We start from the raw sequence: 18,937 nt of genomic DNA, 5'->3' as shown, positions 1-18,937 counted from the left end.
AAGTGGCCGCACTATAGGAAAACGTGTTTAAGACCCTGTTAAAATTGGTCGACCACAAATCGCCGAAGGCTCACCGGCGCGCGATGAAGGCCTCGAAGGCGGCGCGGGCTTCGGCGCTCTTCAACTGCGCGGCGAAGTGGGCGGCTTCCTCGTCGATCCGCGCCAGCACGTCGGCACGGTCGCCGCGGATGAGGCTGCGGGCGATGGCGAGCGCCTTCGGCGGCTTGGCGGCAAGGCGGCAGGCGGCGGCGAGCGCCTCCGCCTCCACCGCCCCGGGCTCGACCACGGCATAGACGAGGCCCGCCTCGCGCGCCGCATCGGCCGAAAAGCCGTCCCCTGCCGCGAGCAGCGCGAAGGCGCGCTGGTGGCCCATCAGGCGCGGGGCCAAGAGGCTGGAGGCCGCCTCCGGCACCAGCGCGAGATCGACGAAGGGCGTGCGGAACCGGGTGCGGGCCGAGGCATAGGTGAGGTCGCAATGGAGATGGATCGTCGTGCCGATGCCGATGGCAAGGCCGTCGACGCCCGAGACAAGCGGCTTGCCGTGCGTGGCGAGCGCATGGAGGAAATCGATCACCTCGCGGCCCATCGTGCCGCCCATGGCGAAGGCCATGAAGTCGTTGAGGTCGTTGCCGGCGGAAAAGCAGCCGTCCGAGCCGAGGAAGACGGTGGCCCGCACCGCCTCGTCCGCATCGGCAGCCTTCAGCGCATCGGTCATCGCCTGGTACATGGCGCGGGTGATGGCATTCTTCTTCTCCGCGCGGTTAAAGCGGATCACCATGACGCCGGGGGCGTCTTGCGGGCGCTCGATCAGGATGTGGTCGGTCATTGTCGTCTCCTCGGGCGTCTACCCCTCATCCCGCGAACGGCAGGGGATCGTCTGTAAAAAATGCGGGTGGAGTATACCCCCCTCTGCCCTGCCGGGCATCTCCCCCTCAAGGGGGGAGATCGGCAGGTGGCCTGCTCTCAATTCCTCTTTTGATGGGAAGGAAGCCAGCGCTCCATCCAATCTCCCCCCTTGAGGGGGAGATGCCCGGCAGGGCAGAGGGGGGTGCTGGCTATACTGTACCCTGCCTTACCCCAAAGCCACCCGCGCCGCTGCAAGGCTCGCCGCGCCGGTCATCACCCGATCCCGCAAGGCCGCCGTCTCGCCGATCACGTTCTCAGCCGCGAACCGGCAGAGCGCGGCGCGCTCGGCGTTGCGGCCGTCGCCGCCGTCGGCGAGCGCGCCCTTGGCGAGGTAGGCGCCGGTCAGCACGAGGCCGAAGAGGCGCTGGTAGGGCGTGGCGCCGGCAAGGGCTTCGGCCTGCTTTCCTTCGGCAAGCGTGGCGAGCAGCCATTCGGTGGCGGCTTCGAGATCGGCGATGCTCGCCTCGAGGCGGGCGCCGGTCTCGCCAAGGGCCGGGGCATTCGCGGCGCTGGCCTTCGCGGCGATCTCACGCAATTCGGCGATGAAGCCGCGGACATGCGCGCCATCCGACAGCGGCAGCTTGCGGGTGACGAGGTCGATGGCCTGGATGCCGTTGGTGCCCTCGTAGATCGGCGCGATGCGGGCGTCGCGGTAAAGGCGGGCCGCGCCCGTCTCCTCGATGAAGCCCATGCCGCCATGCACCTGCACGCCGAGCGAGGAGACGTCGACGCCGGCATCGGTGGCGAAACTCTTGGCGATGGGTGTGAGGAGGCTGGCGCGCTCCGACCAGTGCGTTGCCTCCTCGCCGTGGCTCATGTCGACGGCATGGGCGCAGGCATAGGTGATGGCGCGGGCGCCCTGCGTCAGCACCTTCATGGTCAGCAACATGCGGGCGACGTCCGGATGCTCGATGATCGGGCTCATGCCGGAGCCCTGCCAGCCGGGCGCCTTGCCCTGCGTGCGCTCCTTCGCATAGGCGATGGCCTTCTGCGTGGCGGCCTCGGCGATGGCGACGCCCTGCATGCCGACGGCAAGGCGGGCATTATTCATCATGGTGAACATGCAGGCAAGGCCGCGATTCTCCTCGCCGACCAGCCAGCCGATGGCGCCCGGCTCCTCGCCGAAGCGGCCGTCGCCGTAGATCATCGTGCAGGTGGGCGAGCCGTGGATGCCGAGCTTGTGCTCGATGGAATGGCAATAGGCATCGTTGCGCGCGCCGAGCGACCCGTCTTCGTTGACGAGGAATTTCGGCACGAGGAAGAGCGAGATGCCGCGCGTGCCGGCGGGCGCATCGGGGAGGCGCGCAAGCACCAGGTGCACGATGTTGTCGGTGAAGTCGTGTTCGCCATAGGTGATGAAGATCTTCTGGCCGAAGAGGCGATAGGTGCCGTCGTCGCGTCGCTCGGCGCGGGTCTTCATCACGCCGAGGTCGGAGCCGGCATGGGGCTCGGTGAGGTTCATCGAGCCCATCCATTCACCCGAGACCATCTTCGGCAGGTAGGTGGCCTTCAGATGATCCGAGCCGTGCGCCGTCAGCGCCTCGATGGCGCCGATGGTGAGCGTCGGGCCGATGGCGAAGGCCATGGAGCCGCTGTTCCACATTTCGAGCGCGGCGACATGCAGCATGTGGGGAAGCCCCTGCCCGCCGAATTCCGGCGAAGCCGTCAGCGAGTTCCAGCCGCCCTCCGCCCAGGCTTTGTAAAGGGCGGGCCAGCCGTCCGGCATCTTCACCTTGCCGTCGACGAGGCGCGCACCCTGCGTATCCCCGATCGCGCCGAGCGGGGCCACCTCCTCGCTGGCGAAGCGCCCGGCTTCGGAAAGGATGGCATCGACGAGGTCGTCCGTCAGGTCCCCGAGATGGCCGCCCTCCAGCGCAGGCGCCAGCCCCGCGACATGCTTCAGCGTGAACGCAATCTCCTCGACCGGCGCCTTGTACATCTCTATCCTCCTCCATCGCGCCCCGGACTCAGGGGCGCGGCTTGTTGGCGGACAGATTATTGATTTTTACGTAAACGTCAACGTTGCGCAATCACCGATAGGGCGAATGGCACTGGCGGCGCGGGCCGTTATAGGGCTGGAACGTGTTGTCGTAAGCCCGGTAGGACCGGTAACGGTTCGCGCACCAGCGCACATGCGAGCCGCCATAGCCGCGGTCATTGGCGACGGCACCGCCGATCATGGCTCCCATGCCGAGAATGGCGAAGGGCACCCAGGCATTGCTGTGATGGTGGCGATGACGGTGACGATAGTAGCGGCGCTCGCCCCAGTGGCGATGGCCACGCCAATGCCGGCGGATGTACCGCCGATGCTCGACGAGTTGCACGGCATCTCCGCCCGCGACCGGCTGAACCGTGACGGCGGGCAGCGGCATGGCATTGACAGGCATCGCCGGCGTGGCGGCAAAGAGCGCGGAAAGCGCGACGGCAAGGCATTTGCTGGTAAGTCTCATGGCTGATCTCCCGGATATTCTCCGCAGCAGCCGCAAGGCCGCAATGCGGCTTTCCGATGCAACGCGGGTGGCGCCGGCATTGTTCCGCAATCCCCGATTAGCCCTTCGTTAACCATGCCGGCCGCATCATCGCCGCTTGCGGGGGAGAAGAGATTCGCAAAGGACCGTCCATGAACGTCAAGCAGCTTTCCGGCCTTGCCGCCCTTCTCCTTGCCGCTGCGCTCCCCCTTTCCGCCCTTACCGCCGACAGGGCGCCGTGGAAGAAGCCGGAAAATGCCATCGTCATCGACGCCTACGAGCTGAACGCCATCGAATGGTCGGACATGCTGACGGACGGGCGCATCGCCGGCTTCATCTCGAAAGCCTCCGACGGCCTGCCGGAAAGCTATAGCTGCAAGGGCGACCATGGCGGCGACACCGTCGCCCATTGCAAGACCATGTGGCGCAAATACGCGGTGAGCCGCGAGCTCTACGAGACGCGCCGGCTGCTCGCCCGCTCGAAAGGCCTGCTCTGGGGCGCCTATCACCTCGCAAGGCCCGGCAATCCCGTCGAGCAGGCCAACCATTTCCTCGACTATGCCAATCCGCAGGATGACGAGATGATGGTGCTCGACATCGAGGGCCGCAATCCCGAGACCGACATGTCGCTGGAGGATGCGCAGGTCTTCGCCGGTCATATCAAGACGCGCACGGGGCGCTATCCGGTGCTCTACACCAACCACGCGACCGCCCGCTACATCGCCGCGAACCGTGACACATACCGCATCCTCTCGCGCCTGCCGCTCTGGTATGCGCGCTACCGGCCGGAGATCGCCGGCACCTTCCCGATGGGCAACTGGGACAATTATGCGCTCTGGCAGTTCTCCGCCGCCGCCAATTGCACCAAGCGCCGCTGTCCCTACCGCGTGAAGGGCGCGGCAAACGACATCGACGTCAACGTCGCGCCGATGACGAAGGCGGCGCTGGCGAAGATCTGGGCCTTCGGCGCCCTCGTGCCGGAAAAGCCCCTCGATCCGGTGGACGAGATGCTGACGGCCTCCATTCCCGCCGCCGGCGCGCTGAAGGCCAGCGCCGATGCGGACGCCTCGGCCGGGGCAAGCGTGCAGACGGCGGGCGCGGTGACGCTCGCCTCGGGCACGGCGGGCGCCTTCGCCGTCAGCGTGTCCGCGGAGGCCGGTGCCGGCCTTTCCGCCGCCGGGTCGGCAACCGTGATGCCGGGCAAGCGGATGGTCGAGATCACGCCGCTGAACTATCAGGATTTCTGAGGGAAGACCCTCTCTGCCTGCCGGCATCTCCCCCACAAGGGGGGAGAAAGGCTGGCAGCCTGCTCTTCCCTCAAAATTTTTCGCTGAGGGTGCCGCGCGTCAAGTCCCTCCCCCTTGTGGGGAGGGATTTAGGGAGGGGCCTGCGGTCTACCACCCTCCGCCGCCACCGCCGCCGCCACCGCCACCGCCACCCGAAAAGCCTCCGCCTGACGAAAAGCCCGAGGACGAGCTTTTCGGCGGGTCGGGGAGCGAGCGGGTCATGGTATCGGCCATGGAGCCGGCAAAGCCGCCCATGCGGTCGGAAAAGCTGCCGGAGGAGAAGCCGTCGCCGTGATACCACGCCGGCTGGTAGGCGACGGCAGCGCCGGCCGCCGCGGCGGTGAGCAGCCAGCGGTCGAAGGTCTCCGACCATGGCTTTTCCACGCCTAGCGCCACGGCATAGGGCAGCAGCGTCTCGTAGTGGCGCGGCGACATGTCCGGCGCACCGGCCATGTTCATGCGGTCCTTCTCGGCCAGCGTCAGGTATTGCCGCAGGCCCGCGATGCCGTCCATCATCCGCTGGCCGAGCGGCGTCGGCGCACCCATCAGGAAGAAGAAGACGAGATTGGCGACGACGATGCCGCCGACGGCGGCGAAGATCGGCAGTTGCCCCGTCGCCTCCGCCTCGGCGAAGAGCGAGAGCGCGATGCCGCCGAAGACCGTCAGCAGGACGAAGCCGAAGAAGGCGGCGAAGGCGACCGCGGCGATGCGCGAACCGAGCGATTTCGACCGCCGCATGCTCTGCCCCAGCGTCATGGCGAAGATGGAGACGAAGACCGAGGCGAAGACGGGCAGGATGACGAGCACCACGCCCTCCTCCGGCAGCGAGCCGAACAGCAGGAGGGCGGCAAGGCAGGCGAGCGACAGGAAGACACCGCATATCACCTGCGGCCAGTTGGCGAGGTAGTATTTCTGGCGATGCTCCTTTTCCATCGCATCGCGGAAATCGGCGCCGAGCTTCTGCACCCGCTTGCCGTTGGCCTTCTCGATGACGAAGCTGCTGCCCTCGCCTGCCATGGCGTTGATGAGGGTCGCTTCCCCGGTCGGCAGCGGGGCCTCGACGGGCTTTGCCGTGCGGGTGACGGCAATCGAGGTCTTCAGGTCCTTCAGCTCCACCAGCCCCTTGACCGCAAGGTTGAGGAAGGAGGCGGACACCGCGGTCCAGCCGCTCCCGCCGAACCCCTTCTCGTCGATATAGTTGACGAGCGCGGGCGATATGCCCTCCGGCGCATCCCAGCGCGGCACGACCACGCCGGCCGGCGGATCGCGCCCCACCGAGACCCAGGCCCAGAGATAGTAGCCAACGACGAGGACGAGCCCGCCGAAGGCGAGGAAGAGGTTGCGGTTGTCCTTGAGGAAGAGCGCGCGCTCCTCCGCCGCCGTCGGCTTGTCGATGCTGCCGGCCGGCATCTTGATGCCGATGGTCAGGCCCTCCTCGGGCCCGAGCGGCTGCGTCGTCTCGAAGAAGATCGTCTCGCCGCGGTTCTCCGCCCGCGCGTTCTTCTCCGCCGCGCCGTAGGGGCCGGTGAAGAAGGTGAGCTCCTGCGCGCGCACGCCGGCCGGCAGCCGCACCACGGCCGAGGCCTTGCGGATGGGAAAGGCCCACTCCGTGCCGGTGACGTTCCAGAAGAGTTCGTCATGCGTGTCGAAGAAGCGGATCTGCCGGCTCGTCTCGTAGGTGAGGCGGTATTCGTGGAAGCCGGGCTGGAGCAGCACGTCTGACGAGCCGAAATAGATGCGCACGCCCCGGCTGATGCTTTCGGTGTGATAGGGCTCCGGCCGGCCGTCGCGCTCGACGGCGATGACCTTGAAGCCGACCTCCCGCTCGCGGCCCTTGGCATCGGTGAAGGTCAGCGGGAAATCGCGGTAGACGCCGCGGCGGATCCTGTCGCCCTCGGCATGGACGCGGATCGTTTCCGTCACCGTCAGCGTGCCGTTCCGCGCCACCGCGATATCGGAGCGGTAGCTGTCGAAATATTCCTCCGCCCGCGCCGCGCCCCCGACAAGGAGGCAGAAGCACAGTGCCAGGAAGGCGGCGATCCGCGTCATGAGCGCCTCCGGGATCAGAATTTTACGCTGGGCACGGCCCGGTCGGCCGGGTTGTCGATCTCGAAATAGGGCGCCTTGACGAATTTGAAGACCCCGGCGACGAGGTTCGACGGGAAGCTCTCGACCTTGACGTTGAGGTCGCGCGCCGCGCCGTTGTAGTAGCGCCGCGACATCTGGATCTCGCCCTCGATCGTCTCCAGCGTCGCCTGCAGCTCGGCGAAGTTCTGGTTGGCCTTGAGGTCCGGATAGGCCTCGGCAAGCGCGAAGAGGCGGCCGAGCGCCTGGCTCAGCATGCCCTCGGCCTGCGCCCGGCCGGCAACGTCGCCGGCGGGCAGCGCCTGCGCGCGGTTGCGCAGCTCCACCACCTTCTCCAGCGTCTCCTTCTCGTGCGCGGCGTAGCCCTTCACGGTCTCGATGAGGTTGGGGATCAGGTCGGCGCGGCGCTTCAACTGCACGTCGATGCCGGACCAGGCCTCCTCCTTCATCTGCCGGGCGCGCACGAGGCCGTTGTAGATGACGATGGCGTAGATGACGACCACCGCCACGATTGCCAGAGCGATCATGACCTTCTCCGTTGCTTTCCTGCGTTGGGCGCGACCTTAGCATTCATGCCGCCGCAGGAAAGCCCCCTTGCGCACCGGTCGCGCCTGTCACCGGGGGAACCGCGCCGCCGGTGCCTTTGCCCGATAGTCGCTTCACCAGTGAGATCGGACCCGCAAGGCAACTTCCATGAAAACGCTCGCCCTTATCCTCAACGTCATCTGCTTTTCCGCCCTCTTCCTCACCTATACGGCAGGCGACAGGGCCGAGCGTCCGGCCGGCGTGCGGCGGACGCTCCAGATCTATGCCGGCCAGTTGCCGACCGGCGCCCGCCCCACGCTCAAGCCCGTGTGGGAGCTTGGGGTGAAGGTTTCCGCGCTGGGGTAAGGCCCTTCTCCTCCTCTCCGTCGTCATCCTCGGGCTTGACCCGAGGATCCACGCCTCGTCCGCAGCGGGTGCCGCATGGATGCTCGGGTCAGGCCCGAGGATGACAACGGAGAGGAGGAGAGCAGGTAGGGAACGGCGGTGAGCGAAGAGGTAGACCAAACCGAAAGGTCACACTGAGCGGAAAACGCAGAGAAAACAGCCAAACGGCGGCCCGAAGGCCGGCCGCTCAGGCGGCGTCCTTCGTCCAGTTCGCGCCGCCTGCGTCGGTGAGCAGGAAGGCTTCGCCGCAGGCCTTGGCCAGCGTGCGCACGCGCAGGATGTAGCTCTGGCGCTCGGTCACGGAGATGACGCCGCGCGCGTCGAGCAGGTTGAAGACGTGGGAGGCCTTGATGCACTGGTCGTAGGCCGGCAGCACGCATTTGTGCAGCGCGTTCGTATCGCCCGGCGCGCCGGCGGCGAGCAGCGCCTGGCACTCCTTTTCCGCATCGATGAAGTGGCGGTGGAGCATCGCCGTATCGGCATATTCGAAGTTGTGGCGGGAATATTCCTGCTCGGCCTGCAGGAAGACGTCGCCATAGGTGATCTTTTCCGCGCCCTCGCGGCCGTTGAAGTTGAGGTCGTAGACGTTGTCGACGCCCTGGACGTACATGGCGAGGCGTTCGAGACCGTAGGTCAGCTCGCCGGCGACGGGCGCGCATTCGATGCCGCAGACCTGCTGGAAATAGGTGAACTGCGAGACCTCCATGCCGTCGCACCAGCATTCCCAGCCGAGACCCCAGGCGCCGAGCGTCGGGCTTTCCCAGTCGTCCTCGACGAAGCGCACGTCGTGCAGCAGCGGGTCGAGGCCGATGGCGGCGAGGGAGCCGAGATAGAGTTCCTGCAGGTTCGACGGGTTCGGCTTCAGGATGACCTGGTACTGGTAATAGTGCTGGAGGCGGTTCGGGTTCTCGCCGTAGCGGCCGTCGGAGGGGCGGCGCGAGGGCTGCACATAGGCGGCGCGCCACGGGCGCGGGCCGAGGGCGCGCAGCGTCGTTGCCGGATGGAACGTGCCGGCGCCCACCTCCATGTCGTAGGGCTGCAGCACCGCGCAGCCCTTGTCCGCCCAGTAATTGTGCAGCGTCAGGATCAGAGCCTGGAAGGAGCGGGTCGGATTCATGTGGTCAGGCAGGGCGGCAGGGGTCATCGGTTCATGTCCGGCATACTTGGGAAGCTGGCGGACTGGTGCCACGATGCGCCGGAAGGGTCAAGGGTTTCGGGCGCCGGCACGGCCACGAGGGGAGCAACACGCCATACCCCCCTCTGCCCTGCCGGGCATCTCCCCCACAAGGGGGGAGATTGAATCGTGGCACCGCCTTGCCTCAAGCCGATCTCCCCACCTGTGGGGGAGATGCCCGGCAGGGCAGAGGGGGGGTGATGAGGGCAAAGCGGTTCAGACTCGCATGACACTCAATGCCGCTCGAGCGAGCGGAAAAGGCCCGAGCCCGCCGCCTGCGTGACGGCGTGCACGCGCTGCGGGGCGAGGTCCGGCACGCGGCGGACCTGCCGGCGGGCGCCGCCCGGCACGCGCGCGCCATACCAGGCGGCAAGCATCGGCAGTTCGCCGGCGAGCGTTCCCGACGCCTTCCAGCCGAGCGCTTCCAGCGCCGCCGTGTCGAGCGGCGAGCGGCTGGCATTGCCCGGCCGGCCGCCGGTGAAGGCGACGCCGGAAACCGGCTCCTGCACCGCATCGAGCACCATGCGGGCGACGGAGAGCACATCGAGATGATCGCGGCCCGAGACGTTGTAAGTGCTGTTTTCCGCCCCGCGCGTGACGACCGTGCGCAGCGCCGCGCAGAAATCCCGCACGGTGAGGAAGGCGCGCGCCTGCATGCCGTCGCCATGCACCGGCAGCGGCCGGCCGACGGCGGCAAGCTCCAGGAAGCGCGGCAGCAGCTTTTCCACGTTCTGCCGCGTGCCGACGACGTTCACCGGCCTCAGCACGCGGATATCGAGATCGAAGGAGCGGGAAAGGCCGGCGATCAGCATTTCGGCGGCCGCCTTGGAGGCGCCGTAGGGATTGTCCGGCAGGAGCGGCGTCGCCTCGCCGAGCGGCAGGCCCTTGCCTGTGCCATAGACCTCGGCGGAGCTGACATGGATCATCAGCGGCACGCGGCGCCGGCCCATCGCCTCCACGAGCACCTGCGTGCCCAGCGCATTGGCGAGCGTGAAGCGCTCCGGCACGGAGAAGGCGCGCTCGACATGGCTTTCGCCGGCCGCATGCACGACGAGGTCGGCATCCTTCAGCATCTCGGTCACGAGGTCGAGATTGCCGACATCGCCTTCCTGCAGCGTCACGCGGCCCGTGCGGAAGGCCGCGTCGAGATGCGCCATGTCCGCGGCATAGGTGAAGGTATCGAGCACGCGGATGCGCGCGTTCGGGCAATGAAGGAGAAGATCGTCGACGATATGCGAGCCGAGGAAGCCCGCGCCGCCCGTCACGACGATGGTGCGGATCCGGTCGAGGTCGAGCGAGGCCATGGTTTACTCCGTTCATTGCAGACATCGGGCGGCCGCATTGAATCGGCCTTGCCCCTAGATCGGCCCGGCCCCGCGCGGGTGCAACGGCTGGGAAAGCCGCAAACGGATAAAACGGGGGTTAACCTTACGCGTCGTGGTTAATGTGCCGGAATGGGGCGGCGCGGCTGTTTTTCCCTTCCCGCCGAGGCACAGAACCGCGCAAAGCTACTCGTCGTCGCGGCGCAGGCGGTATTCGCCGGTCTCGGGATCCTTGACCAGCGTGCCGGTGGCGCCGGTGCGGCGCTCCTGCTCGCTTCGCCGCTGCTGTTTTGCCAGCCGCTCGGCGTCCGAGACGAATTTGCGGTAGCCGTACCAGGCAAGGCCGACGACCAGAAGCAGAAAGATGATCTGGGCCATCGCCCCTCCCCTCGAATGTGACGGCGCCTATCCCGAAAGGCCGAAGCGGCCCCAGAGCGCCTTTTCTTCCGCAAGATCGGCCACCGCCGACACGCCACCCGAGCCTATACGCTCCGCCATGCCGCCGGAAAGCCCCCCGACGCCGGGCATCCTGCGACCAAAGAGCCCCTTGGGCGCGGAGATGAGCTCCAGCCGCGTCTTCGGCCCGTAGCGCCGCTTCAGTTCCGTGCGCATGTCGGAAAGCCCGTCGACGAGGCCGAGCGCGCGCCCGCGCGTGCCCGTCCAGAACAGGCCGGAAAAGAGGTCCGGATCGTCCGCCAGCTTGCCGCCGCGGCGGGCCTTGACCATGTCGATGAAGACCTGGTGGATCTCGAGCTGGAGGGATTTCAGGTATTCGATCTCGTTCTCGCGCTCCGGCTGGAAGGGATCGAGGATCGCCTTGTTGGTGCCGGCGGTATAGACGCGCCGCTCGACGCCGATCTTCTTCAAAAGCTCCGGAAAGCCGAAACCGCCTGAAACGACGCCGATGGAGCCGACGATGGAGGTCGGGTCGGCGAAGATCTCGTCGCCCGCAAGCGCGATCATGTAGCCGCCGGAGGCCGCGACATCCTCGACGAAGACGAGGACATGCTTGCCCTTTTCCGCCGCAAGATCGCGGATGCGCTGGAAGATCAGCCGCGACTGGACGGGCGAGCCGCCCGGCGAATTGATAGAGATCGCCACGGCCGGCGCCTTCTTGTCGCCGAAGGCCTTTTCGAGGACCGGCGCGGCACTGGCAAGGTTCAGCGCCGGGCGGAACTGGCTGCCGTTCGCCATGATCGCCCCCTGCAGCCGCACGACGGGGATCGCCACCCCCTCGTTGCGAAACCTCCTGGGAACCAGCCTCTTCAAAATTCCGGCCATCGCGCGATCCTGTCTCTCATGTTGCCCGGCTGATGTATGCACGGCGGGCGAAAACGCAAGATCGGCCGCGGAAATCGCCTACGGCGCCTCGTAATCCGCATCGTCGTCGAGCGGCAGGCCGGGCTCCGCCTGGCGGCCATGGCGTATGAGCAGGACGAGAACGTCATCCCCCGCCAATTCGTAGTCCACGCGATAATCGCCGAGAACGATGCGGTAGATACCGCCGAGCGGAATGTCCTGCCGCAGGAAACCCGACTGCGGAAAGCGGGCGAGCTGGCGGCCGAGATGCGCAATGCCGGCACGAAAGGCGATGGCGGCAGCCGGGCTGCGGTCGCGCAGGTAGAGGATTTCCTGTTCGACAAAGGCCCTTGCCGGCGGCGCGAACAGGACTTTCGGCATCAGGCGGCGTCGCCCGGCAGAATACGCTCCATTTTCGTCAGGAGGTCGTCGAGTTCCGTCGCCCCTTCTTCGGCAGCGGCACGCCGCGCCGCGTCGAGATCGAGGATGTCGCGGCCTTCGCTCGCAAGATAGGCCTTCATCGCCCGCACCATGACCCAGCTGCGGGTGCGCCCGCAGATCCGGGCGACCGCCTCGATATCCGCCAGCACGTCGCCCGGCAGCCGCAGCGTCAAGGGATCGGACAGGTTTCTTTGATTTTCCATGGGAAACCTCATATTTTGTAATACAAGGTCGCCGATTTTCGGAAAATTGTCAACGCGGCAGGCGGAGATAGGCGGCGCGGCCGTTGTTGAGGTCGTCGACGAAAGGGGTGAAGTCGTGCTGGCCGGGCTCGTGCATGACAAGCGGCATGCGCAGGGCGAGGCGGGTGCGCGAACCCTTGACGGCGGTGACGAGGATGCGCAGTGCGTTTTCGCCGGCGCGGGCGTGGAGGGCGGTGATCTCGATGCCGCCGAAACGTCGCCCGCAGGCGGCGATGATCTCGGCGATCGATTGCGGGCGGGCGATGAGCGAGAGCTGGCCGCCGGGCTTCATGATGGCGCCCGCGGTCTTGATCCAGCGCTCGAAGAGGTCGTGCTCCATCGCATGGGCCTCGGCCTTCAGGGCATCGGGCGTGCGGCTGTCGATACGGTCGTTGAAGGGCGGGTTCATGATGACGTGGTCGAAGACGTCGTCGGCAAGGCCGGCCGCGATGCGCGCCTTGCCGGCGAGCGCGACGTCGGCCTCCAGCACCGAGACGCGGGAGGCCAAGGCGGCGTTGGCGGGAAGCGCCAGCGTCTTGCGGGCGAAGCCGGCCATCAGCGGCGAGCGCTCGACCAGCAGGACCTCGGCCTTCTCGATGCGCGCGGCGACGGCAAGGCCGGCCGCGCCCGCCCCCGCGCCGAGATCGGCGACGCGCATGGGGCCGTCACCCGTCACGAGGGCGGCCAGCAGCATGGCGTCCATGCCCGAGCGGTGGCCGATGCCCTTCGGCTGGACGAGGTGGAAGCGGCCGTAGTGGAAGGCGTCGACGGTTTCGCGGACAGTCATGGGCGGGGAGCCTCGACGGAGCGGCTTGCGGCATACCCCCCTCTGCCCTGCCGGGCATCTCCCCCACAGGGGGGGAGATCGGCTTGGGGAAAAGCGGTGCCACGATTCAATCTCCCCCCCTGTGGGGGAGATGCCCGGCAGGGCAGAGGGGGGTGGAAGCCCCAAACGCAGCCGCGAGCTGTGGAATCCTGCCTCCTCACCCCCGCAACTCCGCCGCAAGACCTGCGTCCTTCAAGATCCGCCGCGCCTCGTCCTCCCGGTCGCTTTCCACGAGAAAACGGCGCGGCAGCATGCCGAGGGAGCCTTCCAGGATGCTCATGCCCTGGTCGGCGATCAGGCAGTGGATGCCGGCTTCCTTCATCAGGCTTTCGGCAAAGGAGAGCAGCACGGCGTCGTTGGTTCGGATCAATTCGATCATTCGGTCGTTTTCCAGCCATAATTCCGAGGGCGGGACAATTCGCCTCTTGCCGCAGAAGGCCCCGTTTTCTATTGTCTTTCAACAAAAATGAACAGGAGTCCGGGCATTTGGGCGTCGTGATACCGCTTGAAGAAGGCAAAAACAAACAGGCATCGGTGAAGCCGCTCGTCGACCTGACAAAAGCCGACATGGAGCGGGTGAACCAGCTCATCCTGTCGAAGGCCGGCTCCGACGTGCAGATGATCCCGGAGGTGGCCAACCACCTGATCTCCTCCGGCGGCAAAAGGCTGCGCCCCATGCTGACGCTCGCGGCCGCCGCGATGTTCGGCTACAAGGGCGACCAGCACGTCAAGCTCGCCACCAGCGTCGAGTTCATGCACACGGCGACGCTGCTGCACGACGACGTGGTGGACGAGAGCGACCTTCGCCGCGGCAAGTCGACCGCGCGCATGATCTGGGGCAACCAGGCGAGCGTGCTCGTCGGCGACTTCCTGCTCGGCCAGGCCTTCAAGATGATGGTCGAGGTCGGCTCGCTGGAGGCGCTCGACGTGCTCTCCACCGCCGCGACCGTGATCGCCGAGGGCGAGGTGCTGCAGCTTTCCGTCGCCAAGAACATGGAGACGACCGAGGACGATTATCTCGAGGTCATCCGCGCCAAGACGGCCGCGCTCTTCGCCGCGGCCGCCGAAGTCGGCCCCATCGTCGCCAACACGGGCAAGGCCGAGCGCGCGGCGCTGAAATCCTACGGCATGAACCTCGGCCTTGCCTTCCAGCTCGTCGACGACGCGCTCGACTACGGCGGCAAGGCGGCCGACCTCGGCAAGAACACCGGCGACGATTTCCGCGAGGGCAAGATCACGCTGCCGGTCATCCTCGCCTGGCGGCGCGGCACGGCGGAAGACCGCGCCTTCTGGCGCGAGGCCATCGAGGGCGGGCAGAGCGACGACGCGAACCTGGAGCGCGCATTCGGCCTCATCACCCGCTACGGCGGCCTTTCCGACACCATCGCTCGGGCCCAGCACTACGGCATGATCGCCCGCGACGCGCTGGCGCCGCTGCCGGCAAGCCCGTGGAAGGACGCGCTGCTGGAGGTCATCGACTTCTCCATCGCCCGCGTCAGTTGACCCGGGCGGAGCGCGAAAACGGTTGACGCGCCGCCCGGCGATGGTAACCTTTCCTTTGGAACGGCCCTCTTTGTGGCATTCGCAAGAATGACCACGTGCAGGCACCAGATGCCGTCGGAGCGAGCCGTTCCACCCTCACCCTATCCGAAGCGGGCCTGCAGGATTTTCTTGCCGCACTGCGCCAAAAAAGCCATTCTCTGCCCCCATGTATCCGTGACTGATTTGGGCGGCACCGTGGCATGACCTGTACGGAAGACGCACCAAACGAACTCCCATTGCGGCGAAAGGCATCTTGATGCGGCAGTCCCTTCTTCTTCGGCTTCTCTGCGGCGCGGCGCTCGCGGCGAGCATCGCCCTCACCGGCCCCCTTGCGGCCTTCGCGGAAGAAAAACCGGCCGCGGCCGCCGCCGAGGAAAAGCCCTTCGACCCCGCGAACGTCAACACCTTCTCCGGCGCGTTCCTCGCCGCCCGCACGGCGGATTTCGACAAGGACTACAAGACCGCCGTCGCGCTCTACAAGATCGCGCTCCAGTTCGACCCGACCAATTCCGACGTCAAGCAGCGCCTGATGGTGACGCACCTGATGAACGGCGATTTCGAGGAGGGCGTGAAGTTCGCCGACGCGCTGAAGAACGACCCGGCCGTCGAGCGCATCACCTCGGTCGTGCGCGGCATGGAGGCGATCCGCAAGCGCGAATACAAGAGCGCGGAAAAGATCCTCGCCTATTCCGGCCCGAACGATCTCGACCGCATGATGAACGACCTGCTGCTCGCCTGGGCCAAGTTCGGCGACGGCAAGCCGAAGGAAGCCCTCAAGCTCATCAGCGGCATGAAGGGGCCGGAATGGCTCGCCATCTTCAAGAATTACCATGCCGGCGCGCTGGCCGCGGCGGCCGGTGACAAGGTCACCGCGCGCGCCCGCCTCAACGACGCCATCCTCGACCGCAACGGCGCGAGCGCCGCACCGGACACGTTCCTGCGCGCCGTCATGGCGCTCGCCCGGCTGGAGGCGCGCGAGGGCAACAAGCAGAAGGCGCTGGACGCCATCTCGGTCGGCGACAACTTCATCGCCAGCTACGCACCGCTGAAGGCGCTGCGCCAGAGCATCGAGGCCGGCGAGAAGCAGGAGCAGCAGGTGCGCACCGCCGCGCAGGGGGCGGCCGCCGTGCTCTTTTCCATCGGCGGCGCGCTGAACCGCGAGGGCGCGGAGGACATCGTCTCGCTCTATCTCCAGACCGCCCGCGCGCTCGATCCGGACAGCGACGACGTCCTGGTGCTGCTCGGCGGGCTCGCCGAGAGCGAGAAGAACCCGGAAAAGGCCATCGAATACTACCGCGCCGTGCCGGAAAAATCGCCGATGCGCCGCATTTCCGAACTGCAGCTCGGCATCAACCTCGCCGACACCGGCAAGGTCAAGGACGCGGAAACCCACCTCCAGGAGCTGATCGACGCCGACCCGTCTGACCTGCGCTCCTATCTCGCGCTCGGCAGCGTGCTTTCCGAGGCCAAGGACTACAAGGCCATGGCCTCGCTCTACGACAAGGCGGTCGCGGCCATCGGCGCCGTTCCGGCGCGCAACCACTGGAGCATCTTCTTCCAGCGCGGCATCGCCTACGAGCGGCTGAAGGAATGGGACAAGGCCGAGCCGAACTTCCGCAAGGCGCTGGAGCTCAACCCCGACCAGCCGCAGGTGCTGAACTATCTCGGCTATTCCTGGGTGGACATGAACCTGAACCTCGACGAGGGGCTGGACATGATCCGCAAGGCCGTCAGCCTCAAGCCCGACGACGGCTATATCGTCGATTCGCTCGGCTGGGCCTATTTCCGCCTGAACCGCTTCCAGGACGCCGTCGCCGAACTGGAGCGCGCGGCCGAGCTGAAGGCGGGCGATCCGACGATCAACGACCATCTGGGCGATGCCTACTGGCGCGTCGGCCGCAAGCTGGAGGCGACCTTCCAGTGGAACCGCGCCCTCGGCCTCAACCCCGAGGAAGCCGAAATCCCGAAGATCAAGCTGAAGATCGAGAACGGCCTGCCGGAACTGAAGAAGACCGACCCGGCCTCCGCCGAGGCGAAGGAAGACAAGCCGGCGGAAAACACCTCGCCGGAAAGCAAGGCGGCGGACCGCAAGTCCTGATCGGGGATGGCGGCCGGGACGCCTGTTTATGAGCCGTAGCATCACCGGACACCCCCCTCTGCCCTGCCGGGCATCTCCCCCTCAAGGGGGGAGATTGGATGGAGCATTGCCCCGCCCCTCTCCGACGTCGCAATTTGAGCGAGGTTCCCGCCGCTTGCCGATCTCCCCCCTTGAGGGGGAGATGCCCGGCAGGGCAGAGGGGGGTGCTCGCCATGCCTGACAGCCCCGCTCATTTCGCGCTCATCGAGCCGGCCCCGGCCAAGATCAACCTCGCGCTCGCCGTCACCGGCCGGCGGGCGGACGGCTATCACCTGCTCGACAGCCTCGTGACCTTCACCGCCTTCGGCGACCGCATCGGCCTTTCGCCGGCGGAAGAGGACCGCTTCACGCTGTCCGGCCCCTTCGCGGGCGCGCTTGCGGCGGAGGGCGACAACCTCGTCACGCGCGCCCGGGACCGGCTGCGGGAGGCTCTCGGCGGCGCGCCGGCGGTGCATATCCATCTCGAAAAGAACCTGCCCGTCGCCTCCGGCATCGGCGGCGGCTCGGCGGATGCGGCGGCGACGCTGCGCGGGCTTCTGGCACTCTGGCAGGCGGGCCTGCCGCACGACGCGCTGAACGCCATTGCGCTCTACCTCGGCGCGGACGTGCCGATGTGCCTTGCGAGCCGGCCGCTGGTCGCCCGCGGCATCGGCGAGGCCATCGCGCCGCTCGCCCTCCCCCCGCTTGCCATGGTGCTCGCCAATCCGCTCGTCGGCGTCTCGACGCCCGCCGTCTTCAAGGCCCTCGCCTCGACGGACAATCCGCCGCTCGCCCTTGAGGGAGCATCGGCCGACTGGCCGGCGGCCATAGCGGGCCTGCGCAACGACCTCGAGCCGCCCGCCCGCCGGCTCTGCCCGGAGATCGCGCGGATATCCGAAAGCCTTGGCGAGGCCGAAGCGAGCACCGTGCGCATGTCCGGTTCCGGCGCGACCTGCTTTGGGCTATATCCTTCGCGGGAGGCGGCGGACGCAGCGGCAGCCGCGCTTTCCCGGCGGCATCCGCACTGGTTCTTCGCCGCCACCACGACGCTTGGAGCATCCGATGGCGCGCATTGACGAGACAAGGCCCTTCATCCCGGTCGGCATCGCCGTGCTGACGGTCTCGGACACCCGCACGCCGGAGACGGACCGCTCCGGCGACACGCTCGTCGCCCGCGTCACCGAAGCCGGGCACCGCCTTGCCGCCCGCGCCATCGTGGCGGACGACGTCGCCGCCATCCGCGCGCAGGTGGAGGCCTGGACGCGGGAGGAGGCCATCGACGTGGTGATCACCACGGGGGGAACGGGCTTTACCGGCCGCGACGTGACGCCGGAGGCGCTGGAGCCGATCTTCGAAAAGCGCATGGACGGCTTTTCCGAGGTGTTCCACCGCATCTCCTACGACAAGATCGGCACGTCGACGATCCAGTCGCGCGCGACGGGCGGCGTGCTCAACGCCACCTTCGTCTTCGTGCTGCCCGGCTCGCCGGGCGCCTGCAAGGACGCCTGGGACAGCATCCTGAAGGCGCAGCTCGACTATCGCCACATGCCCTGCAATTTCGTGGAAATCATGCCGCGCCTCGACGAGCACCTGAGGCGCTCGGCGGGCTGATCAGCCGGCGCGCAATGCCCGCGTCGCCCAGGCCGGCGCGATCTCGGCGGGCAGCATCCGCACCTTCGCCCCTGCCGCAAGCCCGGCAAGCCCCATGCCCGGCCGTACCGAGTCGGCCGCCTGCCGCTTCGTAACGAGATACCCCTCTTCGAGCGGCAGCCTCTGCCTGAGCCGCTGCAGGAACGGCCGCTTGCGCGCGCCGCGGAACCGGGCCGGGCCAGGATGGGCGGCGACGTGATCGGCGATCGCCTCCACCCAGCCGGAAAGCGGCCGCGCGCCGGGCTCCAGCAGCAGCAGCCAGTCGCCGCGCGCCGAGCCCAGCACATCGGCAAGGTCCCACGTATCGAGGAAGCGGCAGCCGGCTGCGTCCGCCACCGTCGCCGAGCCGTCGCGCGAGCCGTGGTCGAGCACGATCACGTCGCGCACGAGGCCTTCCACGGCCCCGGCGACGAGCACCGACAGCGTCTGCGCCAGCTCCGCCTCGTTGTCCCGGCATTCCATGATGATCGTCAGCATGGCCTCTCTTACCGCATCGCAGCATCGTTTGTCATCGGCTCATCCATGAAGACCGCCCCTCATCCGCCTGCCGGCACCTTGTAACTTCCCTTTGCCCGGGATTGGCGCTGTATTGCCGATTGCGGTGGCGGATGAGAGACCGCAGCACCTTTGGGACACCAAGCCCGTGGGAG

20 protein-coding genes and 1 pseudogene are annotated in these 18,937 nt (G+C 67.4%); 6 read left to right on the top strand and 15 right to left on the bottom strand.

Annotated features, from left to right (window positions below):
- Window positions 1-70 precede the first annotated feature (70 nt).
- The 3 genes from HNQ66_RS20475 to HNQ66_RS20465 all read right to left on the bottom strand — a co-directional run bounded on the left by HNQ66_RS20475 (window position 71) and on the right by HNQ66_RS20465 (window position 3,356).
- Window positions 71-826 carry a crotonase/enoyl-CoA hydratase family protein gene (locus HNQ66_RS20475; protein ID WP_184146218.1) on the bottom strand — a complete coding sequence of 252 codons (756 nt, stop codon included), beginning with the start codon at window positions 824-826 and terminating at the stop codon, window positions 71-73.
- Window positions 827-1,072: 246 nt separating this feature from the next.
- The gene (locus HNQ66_RS20470; RefSeq protein WP_184146215.1) at window positions 1,073-2,845 is read right to left on the bottom strand and encodes an acyl-CoA dehydrogenase family protein; all 1,773 of its coding nucleotides are present in this window, start codon (window positions 2,843-2,845) and stop codon (window positions 1,073-1,075) included.
- A 91-nt stretch (window positions 2,846-2,936) separates the two neighbouring features.
- The gene (locus tag HNQ66_RS20465) at window positions 2,937-3,356 is read right to left on the bottom strand and encodes a BA14K family protein (protein WP_184146212.1); all 420 of its coding nucleotides are present in this window, start codon (window positions 3,354-3,356) and stop codon (window positions 2,937-2,939) included.
- Between the two features lie 170 nt (window positions 3,357-3,526).
- Between HNQ66_RS20465 and HNQ66_RS20460 the strand changes: the two genes are divergently transcribed.
- Entirely contained in the window at window positions 3,527-4,621 is a 1,095-nt protein-coding gene (locus tag HNQ66_RS20460) for a glycoside hydrolase family 25 protein (RefSeq protein ID WP_184146209.1), read from the top strand.
- Between the two features lie 147 nt (window positions 4,622-4,768).
- On the opposite strand, the gene HNQ66_RS20455 is transcribed toward HNQ66_RS20460, so the two are convergent.
- Both HNQ66_RS20455 and HNQ66_RS20450 read right to left on the bottom strand, forming a co-directional pair.
- Window positions 4,769-6,709, bottom strand: a complete 1,941-nt coding sequence (locus HNQ66_RS20455; protein WP_184146206.1) for a DUF2207 domain-containing protein — start codon at window positions 6,707-6,709, stop codon at window positions 4,769-4,771.
- Between the two features lie 14 nt (window positions 6,710-6,723).
- Window positions 6,724-7,272, bottom strand: coding sequence for a LemA family protein (locus HNQ66_RS20450; protein WP_184146203.1), 549 nt, complete (start codon window positions 7,270-7,272; stop codon window positions 6,724-6,726).
- Between the two features lie 166 nt (window positions 7,273-7,438).
- On the opposite strand from HNQ66_RS20450, the gene HNQ66_RS20445 reads away from it, so the two are divergent.
- The gene (locus HNQ66_RS20445; protein WP_184146200.1) at window positions 7,439-7,636 is read left to right on the top strand and encodes a hypothetical protein; all 198 of its coding nucleotides are present in this window, start codon (window positions 7,439-7,441) and stop codon (window positions 7,634-7,636) included.
- Window positions 7,637-7,862: 226 nt separating this feature from the next.
- On the opposite strand, the gene HNQ66_RS20440 is transcribed toward HNQ66_RS20445, so the two are convergent.
- The 8 genes from HNQ66_RS20440 to HNQ66_RS20405 form a co-directional block, all read right to left on the bottom strand.
- The gene (locus tag HNQ66_RS20440; protein WP_184146197.1) at window positions 7,863-8,819 is read right to left on the bottom strand and encodes a glycine--tRNA ligase subunit alpha; all 957 of its coding nucleotides are present in this window, start codon (window positions 8,817-8,819) and stop codon (window positions 7,863-7,865) included.
- Between the two features lie 263 nt (window positions 8,820-9,082).
- On the bottom strand, window positions 9,083-10,153 hold the full coding sequence (locus HNQ66_RS20435; protein ID WP_184146195.1) for a dTDP-glucose 4,6-dehydratase: 1,071 nt from the start codon (window positions 10,151-10,153) through the stop codon (window positions 9,083-9,085).
- A 204-nt stretch (window positions 10,154-10,357) separates the two neighbouring features.
- Window positions 10,358-10,549, bottom strand: a complete 192-nt coding sequence (locus HNQ66_RS20430) for a hypothetical protein (RefSeq protein WP_184146192.1) — start codon at window positions 10,547-10,549, stop codon at window positions 10,358-10,360.
- A 27-nt stretch (window positions 10,550-10,576) separates the two neighbouring features.
- Complete coding sequence (locus HNQ66_RS20425) at window positions 10,577-11,452, bottom strand: S49 family peptidase (RefSeq protein WP_184146190.1); 876 nt, start codon at window positions 11,450-11,452, stop codon at window positions 10,577-10,579.
- A gap of 78 nt (window positions 11,453-11,530) precedes the next feature.
- The gene (locus tag HNQ66_RS20420) at window positions 11,531-11,851 is read right to left on the bottom strand and encodes a type II toxin-antitoxin system RelE/ParE family toxin (protein WP_184146188.1); all 321 of its coding nucleotides are present in this window, start codon (window positions 11,849-11,851) and stop codon (window positions 11,531-11,533) included.
- Window positions 11,851-12,114, bottom strand: a complete 264-nt coding sequence (locus HNQ66_RS20415) for a CopG family ribbon-helix-helix protein (RefSeq protein ID WP_184146186.1) — start codon at window positions 12,112-12,114, stop codon at window positions 11,851-11,853. The genes HNQ66_RS20420 and HNQ66_RS20415 overlap by 1 nt, the downstream gene beginning before the upstream one ends.
- 49 nt (window positions 12,115-12,163) lie before the next feature.
- Window positions 12,164-12,940 (bottom strand): tRNA1(Val) (adenine(37)-N6)-methyltransferase, encoded by a 777-nt coding sequence (locus tag HNQ66_RS20410; protein ID WP_184146184.1) that lies wholly within the window; start codon window positions 12,938-12,940, stop codon window positions 12,164-12,166.
- Between the two features lie 196 nt (window positions 12,941-13,136).
- The gene (locus HNQ66_RS20405; RefSeq protein ID WP_184146181.1) at window positions 13,137-13,358 is read right to left on the bottom strand and encodes a putative signal transducing protein; all 222 of its coding nucleotides are present in this window, start codon (window positions 13,356-13,358) and stop codon (window positions 13,137-13,139) included.
- A 107-nt stretch (window positions 13,359-13,465) separates the two neighbouring features.
- On the opposite strand from HNQ66_RS20405, the gene HNQ66_RS20400 reads away from it, so the two are divergent.
- Window positions 13,466-14,482 (top strand): polyprenyl synthetase family protein, encoded by a 1,017-nt coding sequence (locus HNQ66_RS20400; RefSeq protein WP_184146178.1) that lies wholly within the window; start codon window positions 13,466-13,468, stop codon window positions 14,480-14,482.
- Between the two features lie 295 nt (window positions 14,483-14,777).
- Window positions 14,778-16,619 (top strand): tetratricopeptide repeat protein, encoded by a 1,842-nt coding sequence (locus tag HNQ66_RS20395; RefSeq protein ID WP_184146176.1) that lies wholly within the window; start codon window positions 14,778-14,780, stop codon window positions 16,617-16,619.
- Between the two features lie 50 nt (window positions 16,620-16,669).
- On the opposite strand, the pseudogene HNQ66_RS23775 reads toward HNQ66_RS20395, so the two are convergent.
- A pseudogene (locus HNQ66_RS23775) lies at window positions 16,670-16,823 on the bottom strand (bifunctional diaminohydroxyphosphoribosylaminopyrimidine deaminase/5-amino-6-(5-phosphoribosylamino)uracil reductase RibD); the annotation flags it as partial.
- Window positions 16,824-16,831: 8 nt separating this feature from the next.
- On the opposite strand from HNQ66_RS23775, the gene HNQ66_RS20390 reads away from it, so the two are divergent.
- Window positions 16,832-17,713: a 4-(cytidine 5'-diphospho)-2-C-methyl-D-erythritol kinase gene (locus HNQ66_RS20390; protein WP_184146173.1), complete on the top strand. Its 882-nt coding sequence runs from the start codon at window positions 16,832-16,834 to the stop codon at window positions 17,711-17,713.
- Complete coding sequence (gene moaB / locus HNQ66_RS20385) at window positions 17,700-18,248, top strand: molybdenum cofactor biosynthesis protein B (protein WP_184146171.1); 549 nt, start codon at window positions 17,700-17,702, stop codon at window positions 18,246-18,248. Before HNQ66_RS20390 ends, moaB begins: the two co-directional genes overlap by 14 nt.
- Here the strand turns inward: moaB and HNQ66_RS20380 are convergent, their stop codons facing one another.
- Window positions 18,249-18,764: a glycosyltransferase family protein gene (locus tag HNQ66_RS20380; protein ID WP_184146168.1), complete on the bottom strand. Its 516-nt coding sequence runs from the start codon at window positions 18,762-18,764 to the stop codon at window positions 18,249-18,251.
- Window positions 18,765-18,937 lie beyond the last annotated feature (173 nt).

This window comes from Shinella fusca (genome assembly GCF_014203155.1).
Classification (GTDB): Bacteria; Pseudomonadota; Alphaproteobacteria; order Rhizobiales; family Rhizobiaceae; genus Shinella; species Shinella fusca.
This window is presented reverse-complemented; position numbering and strand designations above follow the sequence as displayed.